We start from the raw sequence: 15,646 nt of genomic DNA, 5'->3' as shown, positions 1-15,646 counted from the left end.
TTTCGTGCCCAATATGTTGGGGACAGCGAAACCGGCGACGTTTACATCATCCGGATTCTGCGGGCAATTGCAACCCTGTTCGCCGCGGCCGCCCGCCTGCCGCGGGCCTTTGCGGCCACCGGCGGTTGGAGTGAACCTGGCGACCGTCCGATCAGTCCAAGGCGGCATCATTGACACTCGGTATTCCATCACCAAAAGGGCCATAGATGAAAACCAGCTTTCGCATTTTGCTGTTCCTGACCCTGCTGTTGAGCCTGCACACGGCGACCGCGGCGCTGCCGGCAGCGGTCGACGGTGAGCCACTGCCTTCGCTGGCGCCGGTGCTCGAGGAGGTCATGCCGGCGGTGGTCAACGTGCACACCACAACCCGCGTTCAGGTGCGCAGCAGCCCGCTTCTGGATGACCCTTTCTTCCGTCGCTTTTTCGATTTTCCGGGGCGGCCGCGCGAGCGCGAGCAGCAAAGCCTGGGTTCGGGCGTGATTGTCGATGCCGCAGGCGGTTATGTGCTGACCAACAATCACGTCATCGAAGGCGCTGACGACATTGCCGTGCGCCTGCAGGACGGGCGCCAGCTGGCGGCCGAGTTTGTCGGCTCCGATCGCGACACCGACCTGGCCGTGATCCGCATCGAGGCCGACGACCTGGCCGAGCTGCCGCTCGACGAATTCGACCGCCTGCGGGTCGGGGACTTCGTGGTCGCCGTCGGCAATCCTTTCGGCCTGGGGCAGACGGTCACCTCCGGAATCGTTTCCGCGCTCGGACGCAGCGGGCTGCGCGGGCTGGAATATCAGAACTTCATTCAGACCGACGCCTCCATCAACCCCGGCAACTCCGGCGGTGCGTTGATCAACCTGCGCGGCGAGCTGGTCGGAATCAATACGGCGATCTTCACGCCTTCGGGCGGCAATGTCGGCATCGGCTTCGCGATTCCCGTCAGCACCGCCGAGCACGTCATGGCGCAGCTGATCGAGCATGGTGAAGTGCGACGTGGTTCCTTTGGCGTGGAGGTGCAGGATCTCGATGAAGAGCTGCGCGAGGCGCTCGGCCTGGAGACCACGCAGGGAGTGGTCATAACCCGCATGGACGAGAAGTCGGCGCTGCTGGAGGCCGGGCTCAACGCCGGTGACGTGATCGTTTCGGTCGATGACCGGCCGGTCAAGAACGCCCAGGGACTGCGCAATATCGAGGGTCTGCTGGCCGTTGGCCGTCGCGTGAGGGTGGAGTACCTGCGCGAAGGCCGGCGTGAGGCGGCCCGCGTGCGCATCGAGGAAAATCTCGATGAGCGCATCTCCGGCCGGCGTCTCGACGAACGCCTGGAGGGCGCCGCTCTGGTCCGGATTCCCGAGCGCGCCCGCGCCGCCGGTGTGCTGATCGAGCAGGTTCGCCGCAACTCATCGGCCTGGAACGCGGGGCTGCGCTCAGGGGACCTGATCGTTGGCGTCAATCGGCAGCGGGTGCGCAGCCTTGCCGAAATGCGAACCCTCTTTCCGCTGGATGAAGGCCACGAGCTGACGCTGGAAATTCACCGCCGGGGCGGGGCTTATCGGGTGCCTCTGGGTTGATTGCGGATCCTTCGGGGCGGCGGGGTACACTGCTTCCGGCAACCTGACTGCCCGGGAGAATGTCCATGCGGATCCTGATGTGCCTGTTCGCCTGCCTGCTGCCCTGCGCGGCGGCGCTTGCGGCGCCAATCAAAACACCGGAGCGCCTGCTGCTGGCGCTCGATCGCGTCGCCGTTGGCGAGGCCGTTGCGGTTGACGCCGCCCTGCTCGGTGGCGTCATCGACGGTACGGTCGTGCTCGAGCGCATCGAGCTCAGAGCGCCGGGTGCCCGGGTGCAGGTCGTTCGCGACGGCGAGCTGGCCGTGCTCGACTATCCGCGCCGGAAGGTCTTCATGGGCAGGCGCCCAGGCCGCGAGTCCACCCGCGTTGGCCTGTTGTTCGACCCGGTCGGATTGCGATTGGACGGCACGCTGATCACCGCCCTGGGCATGCAGGCGCTGCACCTGAGCAGCGACAGGGGCTGGCAAATCGAAGCCCGTGGCGTTGACGCGCTGTTGCCCACGGGCGTCGAATTGACCCAGAGTTGCGGCAATCTGGCGCTGGATCAGCCTGACCATGCATCGGACCAGCCGCCGGTACCGGCAGGCGATGCGCTGCATGCCGCCCGCCAGGGCGGCTTGCGCTACGGCGTGCTGGCGTTGGATACCGACGCTGAATGGCTGGACAAGCGCTTTGGCAACGACGAAGCCGCAGCGACCGCCTACTTCGAAGAACTGATGGTGGCCACGAACACGGTTTTCGAGTCTCAGTTGAACCTGCGGATGCTGCAGGGCCCCACCATATTGCGGGTGGGCTCGGATCCGTATTCACAAAAGGACTCGGGCGCCAGTCGTGCGCATCTCGATGAATTCGGCGCTTACTGGGCGAGCAATATGGATCATATCGACCGCACCCATGCCGCCCTGATTTCAGGCAACTCGTCTTCGGGCAACCCGGCTTCCGGCATTGCCTGGCTCGACACCTATTGCCGCACAGGGGCCTATGGTGGTAGCTACAGCGTCAATCAGTTATTCTACAGTTCCTGGGTTGATGTCCAGAGGAGCGCTTAGCTGCTGGCGCACGAGCTGGGGCATAACCTCGGCTCATCGCACACGCACTGCTATCAACCCGAGATCGATCAGTGTTATGCCGCGGAGTCGGGCTGCTATTCCGGCCCGGTCAGCTGTCCGGCCGGGAGCCAGGGCACGCTGATGAGCTACTGTCATGTCAGTTCCGCAGGCTGCGGTAGCAACAAATTCGAGCTGCACTCAAGAGTCGAGTCCCGGCTGCTGCAGAAGGTTGCCGCCAATACGCCATCCTGCCTGGGCATCATGGATGAAAACCCGCCTGTCTTCGAAGACCGCTTCGAGCGCTGATAGCGCCAAACGTATCAATTGCTGAAATGACCACGAATGCTGCCGGGGTACACTAAAGTCACAGCTGTCACTTTTCTGATTACTCGCCACTTCGTATGGTCGATTCCGCGCAATTTCTGACCGACTCCGCCGATAGCGAGCGCCGGCTTGCCGTGGGCGACTGGCGGCTGGATCAGGCGGCCGCGCTGGAGCCGATTGTGGCCCGTGCCGGTGATTCGGCGCATGAAATCGACGCCTCGGCGATCTCGCGGCTGGATGCTGCCGGCGCCTATCTGTTGATTCGCGCCGCCCGATCGCTGTCGGTCGAGCCTGAAAATATCCGCCTGGCGGCCGCGCATCGGCCGCTGTTCGACACCGTGGCCGCGGCGCTGGCCGGCGACTGGCAGCAGGAGGCAGCACCGGCACCGCTGTGGCAGGAGTGGCTGGCCGGAATTGGCAAGACCGTGGCGCATGCCGGATACCACCTCGGTCGCCTGGTGGGTTTTCTCGGGCTGGCCCTCAGCCGCCTGGCGACGACCATGTTCCGGCCGTCGCAGTGGCGCGTGACCGCGACTGTCCACCACATGCAGCAGACCGGCCTGAACGCGCTGCCGCTGACGGCCCTGCTGGCCTTTCTGGTCGGCGCTGTGGTGGCTTATCTCGGGGCCACGGTGCTGCGCGATTTCGGTGCCGAGCTGTTCGTTGTCGATCTGATCACCTTTTCTTTCTTGCGCGAATTCGGCGTGCTGCTGGCCGCCATTCTGATGGCCGGACGAACCGCCAGCGCCTTTACCGCCCAGATCGGCACCATGAAGGCGCGTGAAGAGCTGGATGCCATGCGCACGCTTGGCCTGGATCCAATCGTTCTGCTGGTGCTGCCGCGGCTGCTTGCGCTGGTGATCATGCTGCCCATTCTCGGGCTGCTGGCCACGCTGGCCGGGTTTGCCGGCGGCCTGGCGGTTTCGGTGCTGGGGCTGGGCATCGAGCCGGAGATGTTTCTTGCCCGAATGCGCGAGGCCGTCACCCTGCAGCACTATCTGGTGGGCCTGTGCAAGGCGCCGATCTTTGCTGCCACCATTGCGCTGATTGGCTGCCTGGAAGGACTCAAAGTGGCCGGAACCGCCCAGTCGGTGGGTGAGCGCACCACCTCGGCGGTGGTGCAGAGCATTACCCTGGTCATCATCATCGACGCCTTCGCGGCGGTGTTTTTCATGGAGCTGGGCTGGTGAGCGCGGCAGCAGCGGAACACGGCCCGGTGATCCGGGTTCGTGGGCTGGTCAACCGTTTTGGCACCCAGACCGTGCACGACGGGCTGGATCTCGACGTCGAGCGCGGCGAGATCCTCGGCGTGGTGGGCGGGTCCGGCAGCGGCAAGTCGGTGCTGATGCGCTCGATTCTGGGGCTGTTGCAGCCGCAGTCCGGCCTCATCGAAGTGTTCGGGCAGCGGGTCAACGGCAGCGGAGAGTCGCTGCGCACGCTGCGGCGCCGAACCGGCGTGCTGTTCCAGGACGGCGCGCTGTTTTCTTCACTGACCGTGCGCGAGAATGTCGAGGTGCCGATCCAGACGCATTATCCGGAGATCGACGGCGCGCTCCGCTGTGAGCTTGCCCGCCTCAGGATTCGTCTGACCGGCCTGCCGCTGACGGCTTGCGGCAAGTATCCTTCGGAGCTGTCGGGCGGCATGCGCAAGCGCGCCGGCCTGGCGCGGGCGCTGGCACTCGATCCCGAGCTGTTGTTTCTCGATGAACCCACCGCCGGGCTCGATCCCATTGGCGCTGCCGATTTCGACCGGCTGTTGCGTACCCTGACCGACGCGCTTGGCCTGACCGTGTTTCTGATCACGCACGATCTTGATACGCTCTACAGTATCTGCGATCGCATTGCCGTCATCGGCGACCGGCGCGTGCTGATCAACGATGGTCTCGAACAAGTCGAGGCCTTTGACCATCCCTGGGTCCAGGACTACTTCCACGGCCCGCGGGCACGTCAGGCCAGGCTGGCGCAGGCAGGAGAGGCAAGCTGATATGGAGCCACGGGCCAACCACGTATTGATCGGAGCCTTCACCCTGGCCGGCATGGTCTTGCTGGTGCTCGTCGGCCTGTGGTCCGCCAAGTGGGCTGCCGACGAGGCCTGGCAGGAGCTGGAGGTGCACTTCCTGCAGCCGGTGACCGGCCTGGCGTCCGGATCGAGCGTGCAGTACAACGGCATCACCATGGGCAGCGTGCGCGACCTGCGCCTGTCGCCGGATGATCCCGGGCGGGTGATTGCCGTCATTCGCCTGGAAGAACAGGCGCCGCTGCGTCAGGATACGACGGCGCGTCTTTCGGCCTCCGGGCTGACGGGGGTGTCGACCATCCAGCTGCGCGGCGGCAGCGCCGACAGCCCGCCGCTGAAGGCCGATCCCGAGCGCAAGCGCCCGGTGATCATCGCCGAGGAGTCGGGCCTGCAGCGCCTGATGGAGGCCTCCGAGGACATTGCCAGTACCGCCAGCGAGGTGATGCTGCGCCTGCTCGAGGTGCTCAGCGAGGAAAACAGCGAACGCGTCAGCGCCGCGCTGGCCAACATCGAGGACTTTACCGCGGCGCTCAACGTGGAGAGCGGCCGCTTTGGTCAGATTGTGCGCAACCTCGATCGGACCAGCGAGGAGCTGGCGCCGCTCATTCGCGAGGTTCGCGGCCTGGTGGAGGACATATCCGCCTCGTTTGCCCGCATCGAGCCGGTGCTGCTGGAGTCTTTCCCCAAGGCGGCCGAGTCGCTGCGCGAAGCGATGAGCCGCCTGGCCCGGACCGGCGAACGCATTGATGGTCTCGTGGCCGACAACGAGGCGGCTTTTTCCGGCCTGGGCGACCAGGTCATCACCCCGCTTGGGCCCGCGGTGCAGGAAATGCGCCAGCTGATCGACGAGCTGTCTGCCGTGACCGAGCGTTTCGAGCGCAACCCCGCCGGCTTCCTGTTGGGTGATGAGCGGCCAGAGGAGTACGAACCCTGATGAAACATTCTGTCTACCGGGCGCTGATGTGCCTGACTGTCGCGCTGCTGGCCAGCTCGTGCATGCTGGGTGGCGGCGAGGTCCGCTATCGGCTGATCGCCCCCCAGCTGGACGCAGAACCCGCGGCTGAACAACCGGGTGACAACGGCACGCTGGCCATTTCGCGTCCGCGTACCGACCGTACCCGTGATTCCAGCCGTATCCTGCTGCGCCGCGAGCGCACGCTGCTGCCCTGGGCAGGCGTGGCTTGGATCGACCGGGCACCGGATCTGGTGCAGACAATGCTGATTGAATATCTCGATGGCCGCGTCGCCACGGTGGGCGGATATGGCAGCCTGCCCGCGGACTACCGCCTTGATCTGGTCATGCACGGCTTCGAGTTTGCAGAAACCGAAACCGGGCTGCGCGCCGAGTTCGATATCGCGGCGCGCTTGTTCGACGCCGGCGGCGGGCTGGTGGCAACCCACCGGGTGGTTCGCCACGAGTCAGCCGAGGGAAATGCCATCGATCAGGCCCTGCCGGCCCTGGAATCGAGCCTGCGCCGGGCGTTTGCAGAGCTGTCCGACTGGCTGCAGGGGCGGCTGGGCACAGCGACAGCTTCGGGCGCCGAGCGCTGATTCAGTGAGCGGTGCGGCTGCCGTTGCCGCCGCGGCCGTGGCGATTGCCGGCAGTTTCGGCCTCGATCAGCTCGAGCAGCGGTTGCAGACGCCGCCGGAGCGAATGCAGATGCGGCTGCAGGCGCTCTGCCTGGCCCTGCTTGACCATGGCCAGCGCCTGTTCGATGTCGGGCGCCGCCTCGTCATCGTCCTGCGCCGGCTCCGGCGGATGGCTCTTGCCGGCCAGCCCGTCTTCGAGAATCTGGGCACCGTCGCGTCCGTTCATCGGCGGCGGCGTCTGGATGATGAAGCCGGCCTCCACCCCCAGCGCTTCGCCAGCCGGCCTCAGGCCCAGCGCGTCGAGATCGGGCAGGAAGCGTTGCTGCAGCTGCCGGGCGCCCTCGGCATCGGTAGCGGTGAGCAGGAAGCTGAAGGTTTCCGGTTCGGTCCGGAAGACCGTGTCTTCGCGGCGAATGCGTTGCCGAAGGGTGTCGCCGATGCGCTCGAGCGCGCGCGCGGCGTGCCGCTCGCCAAGCTCATCGAGCAGTTCTCCGAGCCCTGACAGGCGCAGATGCATCAGCACCAGCGGCTGTTGATGGCGCCTGGCGAAGCTCATCGCCTGGATCAGCCGCTCTTCGCAGTAACGCCGATTGCCAAGCCCGGTTTCAGGGTCGATATGGTGCGCCTGCTCGAGCAGGCGCAGGCGCCTGGCGGATCGCCCGCTGCGCGCATAGGCTTTGGCGCGGGCAGTCAGTTCGCTGGCCTGGAACGGTTTCGAGATGAAGTCGGTGGCGCCGAGCATCAGCGCGTGCTTGCGTTTGGCCTCGCCGTCTTCCTGGCCGGTGATCAGCACCAGGGGCAGTTCCTTGAGGCGGGCCTGCTCGGCCTGCCTGATCTGCTGGAGCAGGTCGAAGCCGCTCCTGCCGGCCATCACCAGGTCGCTGAAAACGACTTCGATGCGCGGGTCGGTCTGCAGAAGATCCCAGGCCTGTTCCGCCGACTCTGCCAGCACCAGATCAAACTGCTTGCCCAGTATCTGATTGGCGCAGGCCCGCATCAGGCGGCTGTCGTCGACAAACAGGATTCGCGGCTGCCGCGAAGAAGATTGCGTGTGCGTGTCCATGCCGTACTCCTTGCAGCTCTCGTGCCATGTTGGTGTTCTGTTTGGACTGCATCAGCGACACGGGCGCCCGATTCCGCCTCGGCCACGCATTGCCGGGCGGCTTTTGCCCGCGGGCCGGTGACGGCAGCGGTCACTTGACGGCACAAAGCGGCAGGCGTTGATGCGGCCTTGACTTGCCCGCCGGGGCGCCAGAAACTGGCGCAGATGGGATGGATTGGCCGCAAGTTCGACAATCTGGGCAGCGCCGTGAGCGGGGCCGGCGGCGGCATGGGGCTGTCCCAGGCGCCGGCGTTTACCCACGCCTATCTGCAGCGTCTGGGAGGGCATCTGGACGAAGCCCGGCGAACGCTCGAGCTGGTCGAGCGCGGCGTATTGGTGCCGGAGCTGACGGCGCCGGAGCGGGCGCAGGCCGTGCGCGGTTTTGCCGACCGCGTGGCCGAGCTGGAGGCGACCCATGCCGCGATTGCCGATGCCTCGCCCCTGCTGCAGCCGATCATGATGCTGCAACACGGCGATTCCGCGATCGCTCGGCGCGCCTGGGAGGCATTCACGCCTGCGCTGCCCATCGATGCACCCTCCCTGATCTGGACCGCCGTTGGCGTTGTGCTGGCGCTGCTGACCTATGAGTTGATCAAGTCGCCCGGCCTGCTGCTGCGACGCCGGCGCTCGCTGCGCGCGCGCTGAGGCGCGGCAGTTGCTATCCTTGAGGACTTTATTCAACCAAGCGGAGTCAGCATGTTCTGCGTATCCCCCGAGCGCGCCATTCCCATTCACTCCCTGGATGCCGAAACGCTGGCCTCCTGGAAAGAGCAGGCCGACGCCACGGGCCGCAGCTGGGTCGAGGCCAGCGGCTTCAGCGCCCGGCCGGGCACGTTTCTGGCGGTACCCGACGATCAGGGCGCTCTGGCCTGCATTCTTGCCGGGCGTGAAAGCGATGATCGGCTCTGGGCGCTTGCCCACCTGCCCGGCGAGCTGCCCGCGGGTGACTATCGGTTGGCAAGCGACTGGTCGAGCGAAGAGGTCGAGCGCGCTGCCGTTGGCTGGGGCCTGGGCTGCTACCGTTTCGATCGCTACAAGAAAATGGATCGGCCGGCGGCACGTCTGGCGGTAGAAGCCGGGGCCGAGAAGCGCCTGCGGGTTCTGCTCGACGCCTCTTTTCAGATACGCGATCTGGTCAATACTCCGGCCAATGATCTGGGGCCGGGCGAGCTGGCCGATGTGGCCGACCAGCTGGCCGGCGAGTACGGCGCCCGCTGTGAGGTCATCGAGGGCGCGCGGCTCGAGCGCGAGTTCCCGGCCATACACGTGGTCGGGCAGGCCGCCAGCCGCCATCCGCGCCTTGTCCGCATGCAGTGGGGGCGCGACGATGCCCCGCCACTGGCCCTGGTGGGCAAGGGCGTGATCTTCGATTCCGGCGGGCTCAACGTCAAGCCCGGCGCCGGCATGGTGCTGATGAAGAAGGACATGGGCGGTGCCGCGCACGTGCTCGGCCTCGCGCGGGTGATCATGGCCATGGGCCTGGACGTCAATCTGCGGGTCTACATTCCGGCGGTGGAGAACGCGATTGCGGGCAATGCCTATCGGCCCTCGGATATCATCTCCACCCGCAAGGGCACCAGCGTGGCCATTGGCAACACCGATGCAGAGGGTCGTGTGGTGTTATCGGATGCGCTCACCCTGGCCTGCGAAGAGGGGGCTGAGCGCGTGATTGATTTTGCCACCCTGACCGGGGCCGCACGCGTTGCCCTGGGCGAAGATCTGCCGCCCATCTACGGCCGCGACACCGCGACGGTCCGGGAGATTCAGGATCTGAGCTTTTCGCTGGAGGACCCGGTGTGGCCCATGCCGCTGTTCGCGCCCTATCGCCAGCAGATCGAACCAGCCATCGCCGATCTTTCCAATACCGGCACCTCGAGTTTTGCCGGCAGCGTGACCGCAGCGCTGTTCCTGGATCATTTCGTGGCCGCTGATGTCGATTGGCTGCACCTTGATATCTATGCCTGGAATCAGTCGGATCGCCCCGGGCGTCCGGCCGGAGGCGAGGTGCAGGGGCTGCGCAGCATGTGGCAGTGGCTGGAGTCGGTCTACGGTTGAGGTGCATGCGCCCGCGGCCGGCGTCGGGGGGTGTTGCAGGCGCAACAATGAGGTTAGGATAAAGACTGGTGGACAACGCGCACAGGCTGCGCACAAAGCAGGAGAGAGATCATGCGTTACATGTGGATTGCAGTCGCCATTCTGGCGCTGGCTGCTTGCCAGTCCGAAGAAGCTGATCAGATCGAGGACGCTGGCGACAAGGCGGCCGAAGCCGTGGAAGAGGCCGGCGAGAAGACCGCCGACGCCTTTGACGAGGTCAGGGACAGAAGCCGGGAGGTCGGGGAGAGTGCGGCCGAGTCGGTTGACGAGAGTGTCGAGGCCGCTGAAGACGCCGTTGACGACAGCGTCTGGGAGAGAACACGCGAGCTGGCTGAAGAAGCCCGCGACAAGGCCGAAGAGGCGCTTGCCGCCGCCGACGACAAGGGCAGCGAGGCCTGGCAGGAAACGCGGGAAGCTGCTGCGCAGGCGCGCGAGCGGGCCGAAGAAGCCTGGGAAAAGGTCAGCGAGCAGGCCGGTGATACCTGGGAAGGCGCCAGCGCCAGAGCGCGGGAAGCCTGGCAGGAAGCCAACGATGCCTGGGATCGACTGGCCGAGCGCGCCGACGAGGCAACCGACGACGACGGTGAGCCGCAGTAGACCGCTGACCACCCGATCGGTCCAGCGACAAGACCAGCGCCGCCCCGCATGCGGGGCGGCGTTGCTTTCACAAACTTGTTTCCAAGCACAGCAGGGTAGCAGCAGACGGTGACAGACAGCTATCGCCCCGGCGAGCTCGAGCCGGTAATCCAGCGTTTCTGGGAAGAGCGCCACGCGAATCGTGCCGAATCCGGCGACGGCGAGCGGTTTTATTGCCTGAGCATGTTTCCCTACCCTTCGGGCCGGTTGCACATGGGCCACATGCGCAACTACACCATCAGCGACGTGATTTCTCGCTATCAGCGCATGCAGGGCAGGCGCGTGCTCCAGCCGATGGGCTGGGACGCTTTCGGTCTGCCGGCCGAGAATGCCGCCATGGCCAACGGCGTGCCCCCGGCGCAATGGACCCGTGAAAACATCGCGCACATGCGCGAGCAGCTCAGGCAGCTGGGTTTTGCCATCGACTGGGAGCGCGAGCTGGCGACCTGCGACCCGGAATACTATCGCTGGAACCAGTGGTTTTTCCTGCGCCTGCTCGAGCGCGGCATTGCCTACAAGAAGACCGGCACGGTCAACTGGGACCCGGTCGACCAGACCGTGCTGGCCAACGAGCAGGTCATCGACGGCAAAGGCTGGCGCACCGGCGCGACCGTCGAAAAGCGCGAAATCCCGATGTATTACCTGCGCATTACCGACTACGCCGACGAGCTGCTCCAAAGCCTTGATGGCCTTGACGGCTGGCCTGAGCGTGTGCGCGCCATGCAGGCCAACTGGATCGGCAAGAGCGAGGGTGCCGAGGTCGACTTCGCCTGTGGTGAGGAGACGATCAGGGTCTTCACCACCCGTCCCGACACGCTGATGGGGGCGACTTTCATGGCGGTGGCCGCTGAGCATCCGCTTGCCAGGCAGGCGGCTGAAGGCAATCCCGAGCTGACCGCCTTCATTGCCGAATGCCAGCAGGGCGGCGTGTCGGAAGCCGATATTGCGGCGCAGGAAAAGAAGGGCATGGACACCGGGCTGAAAGCCGTCCACCCGCTGACCGGTGACGAACTTCCGGTCTGGGTTGCCAACTATGTGCTGATGGCCTATGGCGAGGGCGCGGTCATGGCCGTTCCCGCGCATGACGAGCGCGACTTCGCTTTTGCCCTGAAATACGGCCTGCCGATTCGGCAGGTCATCAGCCTGCCGGAGCAGCGGCAATACGATGATCGCCAGTGGCACGATGACTATGCCGAAAGCGCTGGCCATCTGGTCAACTCCGGTCGTTTCGACGGCCTTGCCTGGTCTCAGGGTTTCGATGCCATCGTCGCCGAGCTCGAACAGCGCGGTGCCGGCCGGGCCCGCACGCAGTTTCGTCTGCGCGACTGGGGTGTCTCGCGCCAGCGTTACTGGGGCTGTCCGATTCCGATCATTCACTGCCCCGAATGCGGCGACGTGCCGGTGCCCGATGCCGATCTGCCGGTGACCCTGCCCGAGGATCTGGTGCCCGACGGCTCGGGCAACCCTCTCAGTCGGCATCCGGAATTTCTCGAGGTCGACTGCCCCGAATGCGGCGCCGACGCCCGGCGCGAGACCGATACGCTGGACACCTTTGTCGACTCGGCCTGGTATTTTCTGCGCTATACCTGCCCCGACAATGATCAGGCGATGGTGGACGAACGCGCCGATCAGTGGATGCCGGTCGATCAGTACATCGGCGGCATCGAGCATGCCATTCTGCACCTGCTCTATGCGCGCTTCTGGACCCGGCTGATGCGTGACCAGAAGCTCATCGAGATCGACGAACCCTTCGCCCGCCTGCTGACTCAGGGCATGGTGCTGGCCGAGACCTACTACCGTGAGGAGGAGTCCGGTCGCAGGATCTGGTTCAATCCGGCCGACGTGGAGGTCCAGCGCGACGGCAAGGGGGAGGTGCTCAGCGCGGTGCTCAAGGCCGACGGCAAGGCAGTCGAGCCCGGCGGCATCGAGAAGATGGCCAAGTCCAAGAACAACGGGGTGGACCCGCAGACGCTGGTCGATACCTGGGGCGCCGACACCGTACGCCTGTTTTCGATGTTTGCCGCGCCGCCCGAACACTCGCTGGAGTGGTCCGAGGCCGGCGTCGAGGGTGCCTGGCGTTTTCTCCGGCGACTGCATGCCGGTGTGCAGGCCCACGTGGCCGCAGGGGCTCTGCCCGGCCAGCGGCCCGATGCCCTTGACGGTGACGCGCGCGAGCTGCGCCGGCAGCTGCACGAAACCATTGCCAAGGTCGGCGATGACATGGGCCGGCGCCAGACCTTCAATACCGCCATCGCTGCGACCATGGAGTTCTGCAACCAGCTGCAGCGATTCACGGCGACCGACGAGCCCGGGCGAAAGCTGGCTCAGGAAGCCTGGGAGGCGGTGGTACGGCTGATTGCCCCGGTGACGCCGCACCTGGCCGAGTCCCTGTGGCACGATCTCGGGCGCGAAGGGTCGGTGTTCGAGGCCGGCTGGCCGGCGGTTGACGAGTCTGCCCTGGCGCGCGCTGCCGTGACCATTGTGGTGCAGGTCAACGGCAAGGTGCGCGGTCGCATCGACGTGCGCCCGGGGGCCGACCGCGACAGCGTTCAGCAGGCCGCCATGGGTGATGACAACGTCGCCCGCCATCTCGAGGGCAAGCAGGTGCGCAAGGTCATTCTGGTGCCCGACAAGCTGCTCAATATCGTGGTCGGCTGATGCAGCGCGCGATCGGCATCGTGTTTCTGGCCGCACTGGTCGGCGCCTGCGGCTTTCAGCTGCGCGGCGATGCCCGCCTGCCGGAGTTCATGAGCCGCACGCACGTGGCCGTAGGCGATGACAGCACCGTTTTTGCCCGCGAGCTGAGCCTGTTGCTCGAGGCCAATGGTGTCGATCTCCTGTCGTCGCCGGCCTCCGATGCGGCGACGCTGCGCATCGACTCGCAGCGCATGTGGCGCGAGCCGCTTTCGGTTTCAGGCCAGGCTCGTGTGCGTGAGTATCTGCTGGTTTTCGAGGTGTACTGGCGGCTTGAAGATGCCGCCGGCGAGACCGTGCTCGAGCGTGATCGCCTCAGCGTCACGCGTGACTACAGTTTTGACGAAAAGGAAATTCTGGCCGCGCAGCGCGAAGAAGAGTTCCTGCGCGCTGACCTCAGCCGCTCGATGGCAGCACGAATGCTCCGGCGCCTGGAGGCGCTGGCCGGCGCCAGATCGTGAAACTGTTTCCGGAAAAGCTGCCGCAGCGACTCGATCGGGGCCTCGATCCGGTTTATCTGGTGGCCGGCCAGGAGCCGTTATTGATCGAGGAGGCCTGCGACGCCATACGCCAGGCCGCGCGCAAGGCCGGCGTGGCCGAGCGTCTGGTGCTGGAGGCCGATGCGCGCTTCGACTGGAGCCAGCTGGAGTCTGCTACCGAGACCACCTCTCTTTTTGCCACCCGGCGCCTGGTGGAAGTGCGCCTGCCCTCGGGCAAGCCCGGCCGCGAGGGCGGGGCCGCGTTGCGTGCTTTCGTCAAGTCCGGCAGCGACGACGTCCTGCTGGTCAAGTGCGATGCCTGGGAGATGGCCAGCGAAAGGACCGCGTGGGTCAAGGCGCTGGATCAGGCCGGTGTCTATGTACCCTGCTGGAAGGTCAAGCCGCAGCGCCTGGTGCAGTGGATCAGCCAGCGATTGTCGCGCCGCGGCATCCGCGCCGATGAGTCCGCCTGCCGCTTTCTGGCCGAGCGTCTGGAAGGCAACCTGCTGGCGGCAGCCCAGGAGATCGAACGCCTGGCGCTGCTTTATCCCGGCGGGCAGATCGGACTCGAGCAGGTGCGGGCGGCGGTGGCCGACAGCGCGCGCTTTGACAGCTTTCGCCTGGTCGAGCTGGTGTTTGCCGGCCAGGCGGGCGCGGCGGTGCGCTGTGTTCGCGGCCTGCGCGAGGCCGACACGCCGATGCCGCTGGTCGTCGGTGCCCTGGCGCGCGAACTGCAGACCATCGGCAGCTTCCAGATGCTGGCGCGCACGCAGTCGCCGGGGCAGGCGTTTCAGGCTCTGGGCATATGGAAAAGCCGTCAACAGCCGATCGCCGATGCTGCGCGTCGGCTGTCCGTGGCGGTGGTGGCCCGGGCGCTGTCGGAGCTGTCGGATCTTGATCAGTTGTCCAAGTCGACCGGCCGCGAGATGTTCTGGCTTCGGCTCGAGCGCCTGTGCGTGGCGCTGGCGACCAATCGCTGGGAGTTCTGCGCGGCATGAATCAGGCGACGGTCGTTTTCGGCGGCACCTTTGATCCGGTGCACTATGGGCATTTGCGCGCCGCCTCGGAGGTCTGTGAACGACTGGCGGCGGATGATTTCCGCCTGCTGCCGGCAGGCGAGCCGCCGCACCGCGATGACACCGTGGCCGCAGCCGGTCATCGTCTGGCCATGCTCGAGCTGGCGCTGGCGCCGTACCCCGACCTGACCGTCGACGAGCGTGAGGTGCGGCGCGACGGGCCCTCCTACATGGTGGAGACGCTGGCCTCCATTCGCGAACAGGCGGGCTCGCGACCGCTGATTCTGTGCCTGGGTCAGGATGCGGCCAATCATCTCAACGAGTGGCATCGCTGGCGAGAGCTGGTGGCCCTGGCGCACCTGGTGGTCATGCAGCGCCCCCGCAGCCAGGCGAAATACGCCGCTGAAGTGGCTGAACTGTTCGATGAGCGGCGGGTTGGCCGACTCGACGAGCTGATGACAAGCCCTGCCGGCCGGGTGGGTTACCTCGGCGTGACCCAGCTGTCGATTTCATCCACCGATATCCGCCGTCAGCTTGCCGCCGGACGCGATCCGAGATTCCTGTTGCCGGCGACTGTGCTGGCCTACATCCGCAAGCACGGGCTCTATCAACGGCCTTTTGCCCGGTGACAATCCGGTCGCAAATGCTGAACTTCACGCGGACAAGGCGTAAAATGCCCCCTGTGTACAGTCATGGATGATTCGTTGAAGCAAACAGAACTGCTTGACCCGCAGCAGCTGCGGGAACTCGTCGTCGCTGTCCTGGAAGACGCCAAAGGCCAGGACATTCAGGTCATCGACCTGTCCGGGCGCAGCAGCTTTGCCGACTACATGGTGATTGCCTCGGGTACTTCGCCGCGTCAGGTCAAGGCCATGGCCGACCGGCTGGTGCAGCGCGTCAAAAGCCGCGGCATTCAGCCGCTGGGCACGGAAGGGGGGGCTGAGGCGGAATGGGTGCTGGTCGACCTGGCCGATGTCGTCGTTCATCTCATGCAGCCACAGACTCGCGCCTTCTACAACCTTGAAAAGCTCTGGTCGGCGCCGCCCGCGGCACGCGCTCAGGCCTGATCGCGCCCGAGAATGC

At 65.8% G+C, this 15,646-nt stretch carries 16 protein-coding genes; 15 read left to right on the top strand and 1 reads right to left on the bottom strand.

The window, feature by feature from the left end:
- Window positions 1-206 precede the first annotated feature (206 nt).
- From ACEWQZ_RS01980 to ACEWQZ_RS01950, 7 genes are all read left to right on the top strand, one after another.
- Entirely contained in the window at window positions 207-1,562 is a 1,356-nt protein-coding gene (locus ACEWQZ_RS01980; RefSeq protein WP_476481390.1) for a Do family serine endopeptidase, read from the top strand.
- Window positions 1,563-1,627: 65 nt separating this feature from the next.
- Window positions 1,628-2,611: a hypothetical protein gene (locus tag ACEWQZ_RS01975; protein ID WP_476481389.1), complete on the top strand. Its 984-nt coding sequence runs from the start codon at window positions 1,628-1,630 to the stop codon at window positions 2,609-2,611.
- A complete protein-coding gene (locus tag ACEWQZ_RS01970) occupies window positions 2,612-2,917 on the top strand; it encodes a M12 family metallo-peptidase (RefSeq protein ID WP_476481461.1) in 306 nt (101 codons plus the stop codon). It abuts the gene before it with no gap.
- 95 nt (window positions 2,918-3,012) lie between these two features.
- Complete coding sequence (locus ACEWQZ_RS01965) at window positions 3,013-4,125, top strand: MlaE family ABC transporter permease (RefSeq protein ID WP_476481388.1); 1,113 nt, start codon at window positions 3,013-3,015, stop codon at window positions 4,123-4,125.
- Entirely contained in the window at window positions 4,122-4,919 is a 798-nt protein-coding gene (locus ACEWQZ_RS01960; protein WP_476481387.1) for an ABC transporter ATP-binding protein, read from the top strand. Before ACEWQZ_RS01965 ends, ACEWQZ_RS01960 begins: the two co-directional genes overlap by 4 nt.
- Before the next feature lies 1 nt (window position 4,920).
- Window positions 4,921-5,886: an MlaD family protein gene (locus ACEWQZ_RS01955; protein WP_476481386.1), complete on the top strand. Its 966-nt coding sequence runs from the start codon at window positions 4,921-4,923 to the stop codon at window positions 5,884-5,886.
- Window positions 5,886-6,503 (top strand): ABC-type transport auxiliary lipoprotein family protein, encoded by a 618-nt coding sequence (locus ACEWQZ_RS01950; protein WP_476481385.1) that lies wholly within the window; start codon window positions 5,886-5,888, stop codon window positions 6,501-6,503. Before ACEWQZ_RS01955 ends, ACEWQZ_RS01950 begins: the two co-directional genes overlap by 1 nt.
- Before the next feature lies 1 nt (window position 6,504).
- Here the strand turns inward: ACEWQZ_RS01950 and ACEWQZ_RS01945 are convergent, their stop codons facing one another.
- Complete coding sequence (locus ACEWQZ_RS01945) at window positions 6,505-7,605, bottom strand: GGDEF domain-containing response regulator (protein WP_476481384.1); 1,101 nt, start codon at window positions 7,603-7,605, stop codon at window positions 6,505-6,507.
- 204 nt (window positions 7,606-7,809) lie between these two features.
- Between ACEWQZ_RS01945 and ACEWQZ_RS01940 the strand changes: the two genes are divergently transcribed.
- The 8 genes from ACEWQZ_RS01940 to rsfS all read left to right on the top strand — a co-directional run bounded on the left by ACEWQZ_RS01940 (window position 7,810) and on the right by rsfS (window position 15,630).
- Complete coding sequence (locus ACEWQZ_RS01940) at window positions 7,810-8,289, top strand: DUF2937 family protein (protein WP_476481383.1); 480 nt, start codon at window positions 7,810-7,812, stop codon at window positions 8,287-8,289.
- A 51-nt stretch (window positions 8,290-8,340) separates the two neighbouring features.
- A complete protein-coding gene (locus tag ACEWQZ_RS01935; protein WP_476481382.1) occupies window positions 8,341-9,699 on the top strand; it encodes a leucyl aminopeptidase family protein in 1,359 nt (452 codons plus the stop codon).
- 111 nt (window positions 9,700-9,810) lie between these two features.
- Entirely contained in the window at window positions 9,811-10,335 is a 525-nt protein-coding gene (locus tag ACEWQZ_RS01930; protein ID WP_476481381.1) for a hypothetical protein, read from the top strand.
- A gap of 108 nt (window positions 10,336-10,443) precedes the next feature.
- Window positions 10,444-13,032, top strand: coding sequence for a leucine--tRNA ligase (gene leuS / locus ACEWQZ_RS01925; RefSeq protein ID WP_476481380.1), 2,589 nt, complete (start codon window positions 10,444-10,446; stop codon window positions 13,030-13,032).
- Window positions 13,032-13,529, top strand: coding sequence for an LPS-assembly lipoprotein LptE (locus ACEWQZ_RS01920; RefSeq protein ID WP_476481379.1), 498 nt, complete (start codon window positions 13,032-13,034; stop codon window positions 13,527-13,529). The genes leuS and ACEWQZ_RS01920 overlap by 1 nt, the downstream gene beginning before the upstream one ends.
- The gene (gene holA / locus ACEWQZ_RS01915; protein WP_476481378.1) at window positions 13,526-14,545 is read left to right on the top strand and encodes a DNA polymerase III subunit delta; all 1,020 of its coding nucleotides are present in this window, start codon (window positions 13,526-13,528) and stop codon (window positions 14,543-14,545) included. Before ACEWQZ_RS01920 ends, holA begins: the two co-directional genes overlap by 4 nt.
- Window positions 14,542-15,192: a nicotinate-nucleotide adenylyltransferase gene (nadD, locus tag ACEWQZ_RS01910; RefSeq protein WP_476481377.1), complete on the top strand. Its 651-nt coding sequence runs from the start codon at window positions 14,542-14,544 to the stop codon at window positions 15,190-15,192. Before holA ends, nadD begins: the two co-directional genes overlap by 4 nt.
- 75 nt (window positions 15,193-15,267) lie before the next feature.
- Window positions 15,268-15,630 carry a ribosome silencing factor gene (rsfS, locus tag ACEWQZ_RS01905; RefSeq protein ID WP_476481376.1) on the top strand — a complete coding sequence of 121 codons (363 nt, stop codon included), beginning with the start codon at window positions 15,268-15,270 and terminating at the stop codon, window positions 15,628-15,630.
- The last annotated feature ends 16 nt before the right edge of the window (window positions 15,631-15,646 follow it).

The sequence above is a fragment of the Wenzhouxiangella sp. YN1 genome (assembly GCF_056324145.1).
The sequence above is the reverse complement of the archived record's forward strand: the minus strand, read 5'-3'. Positions and strand labels throughout refer to the sequence as shown.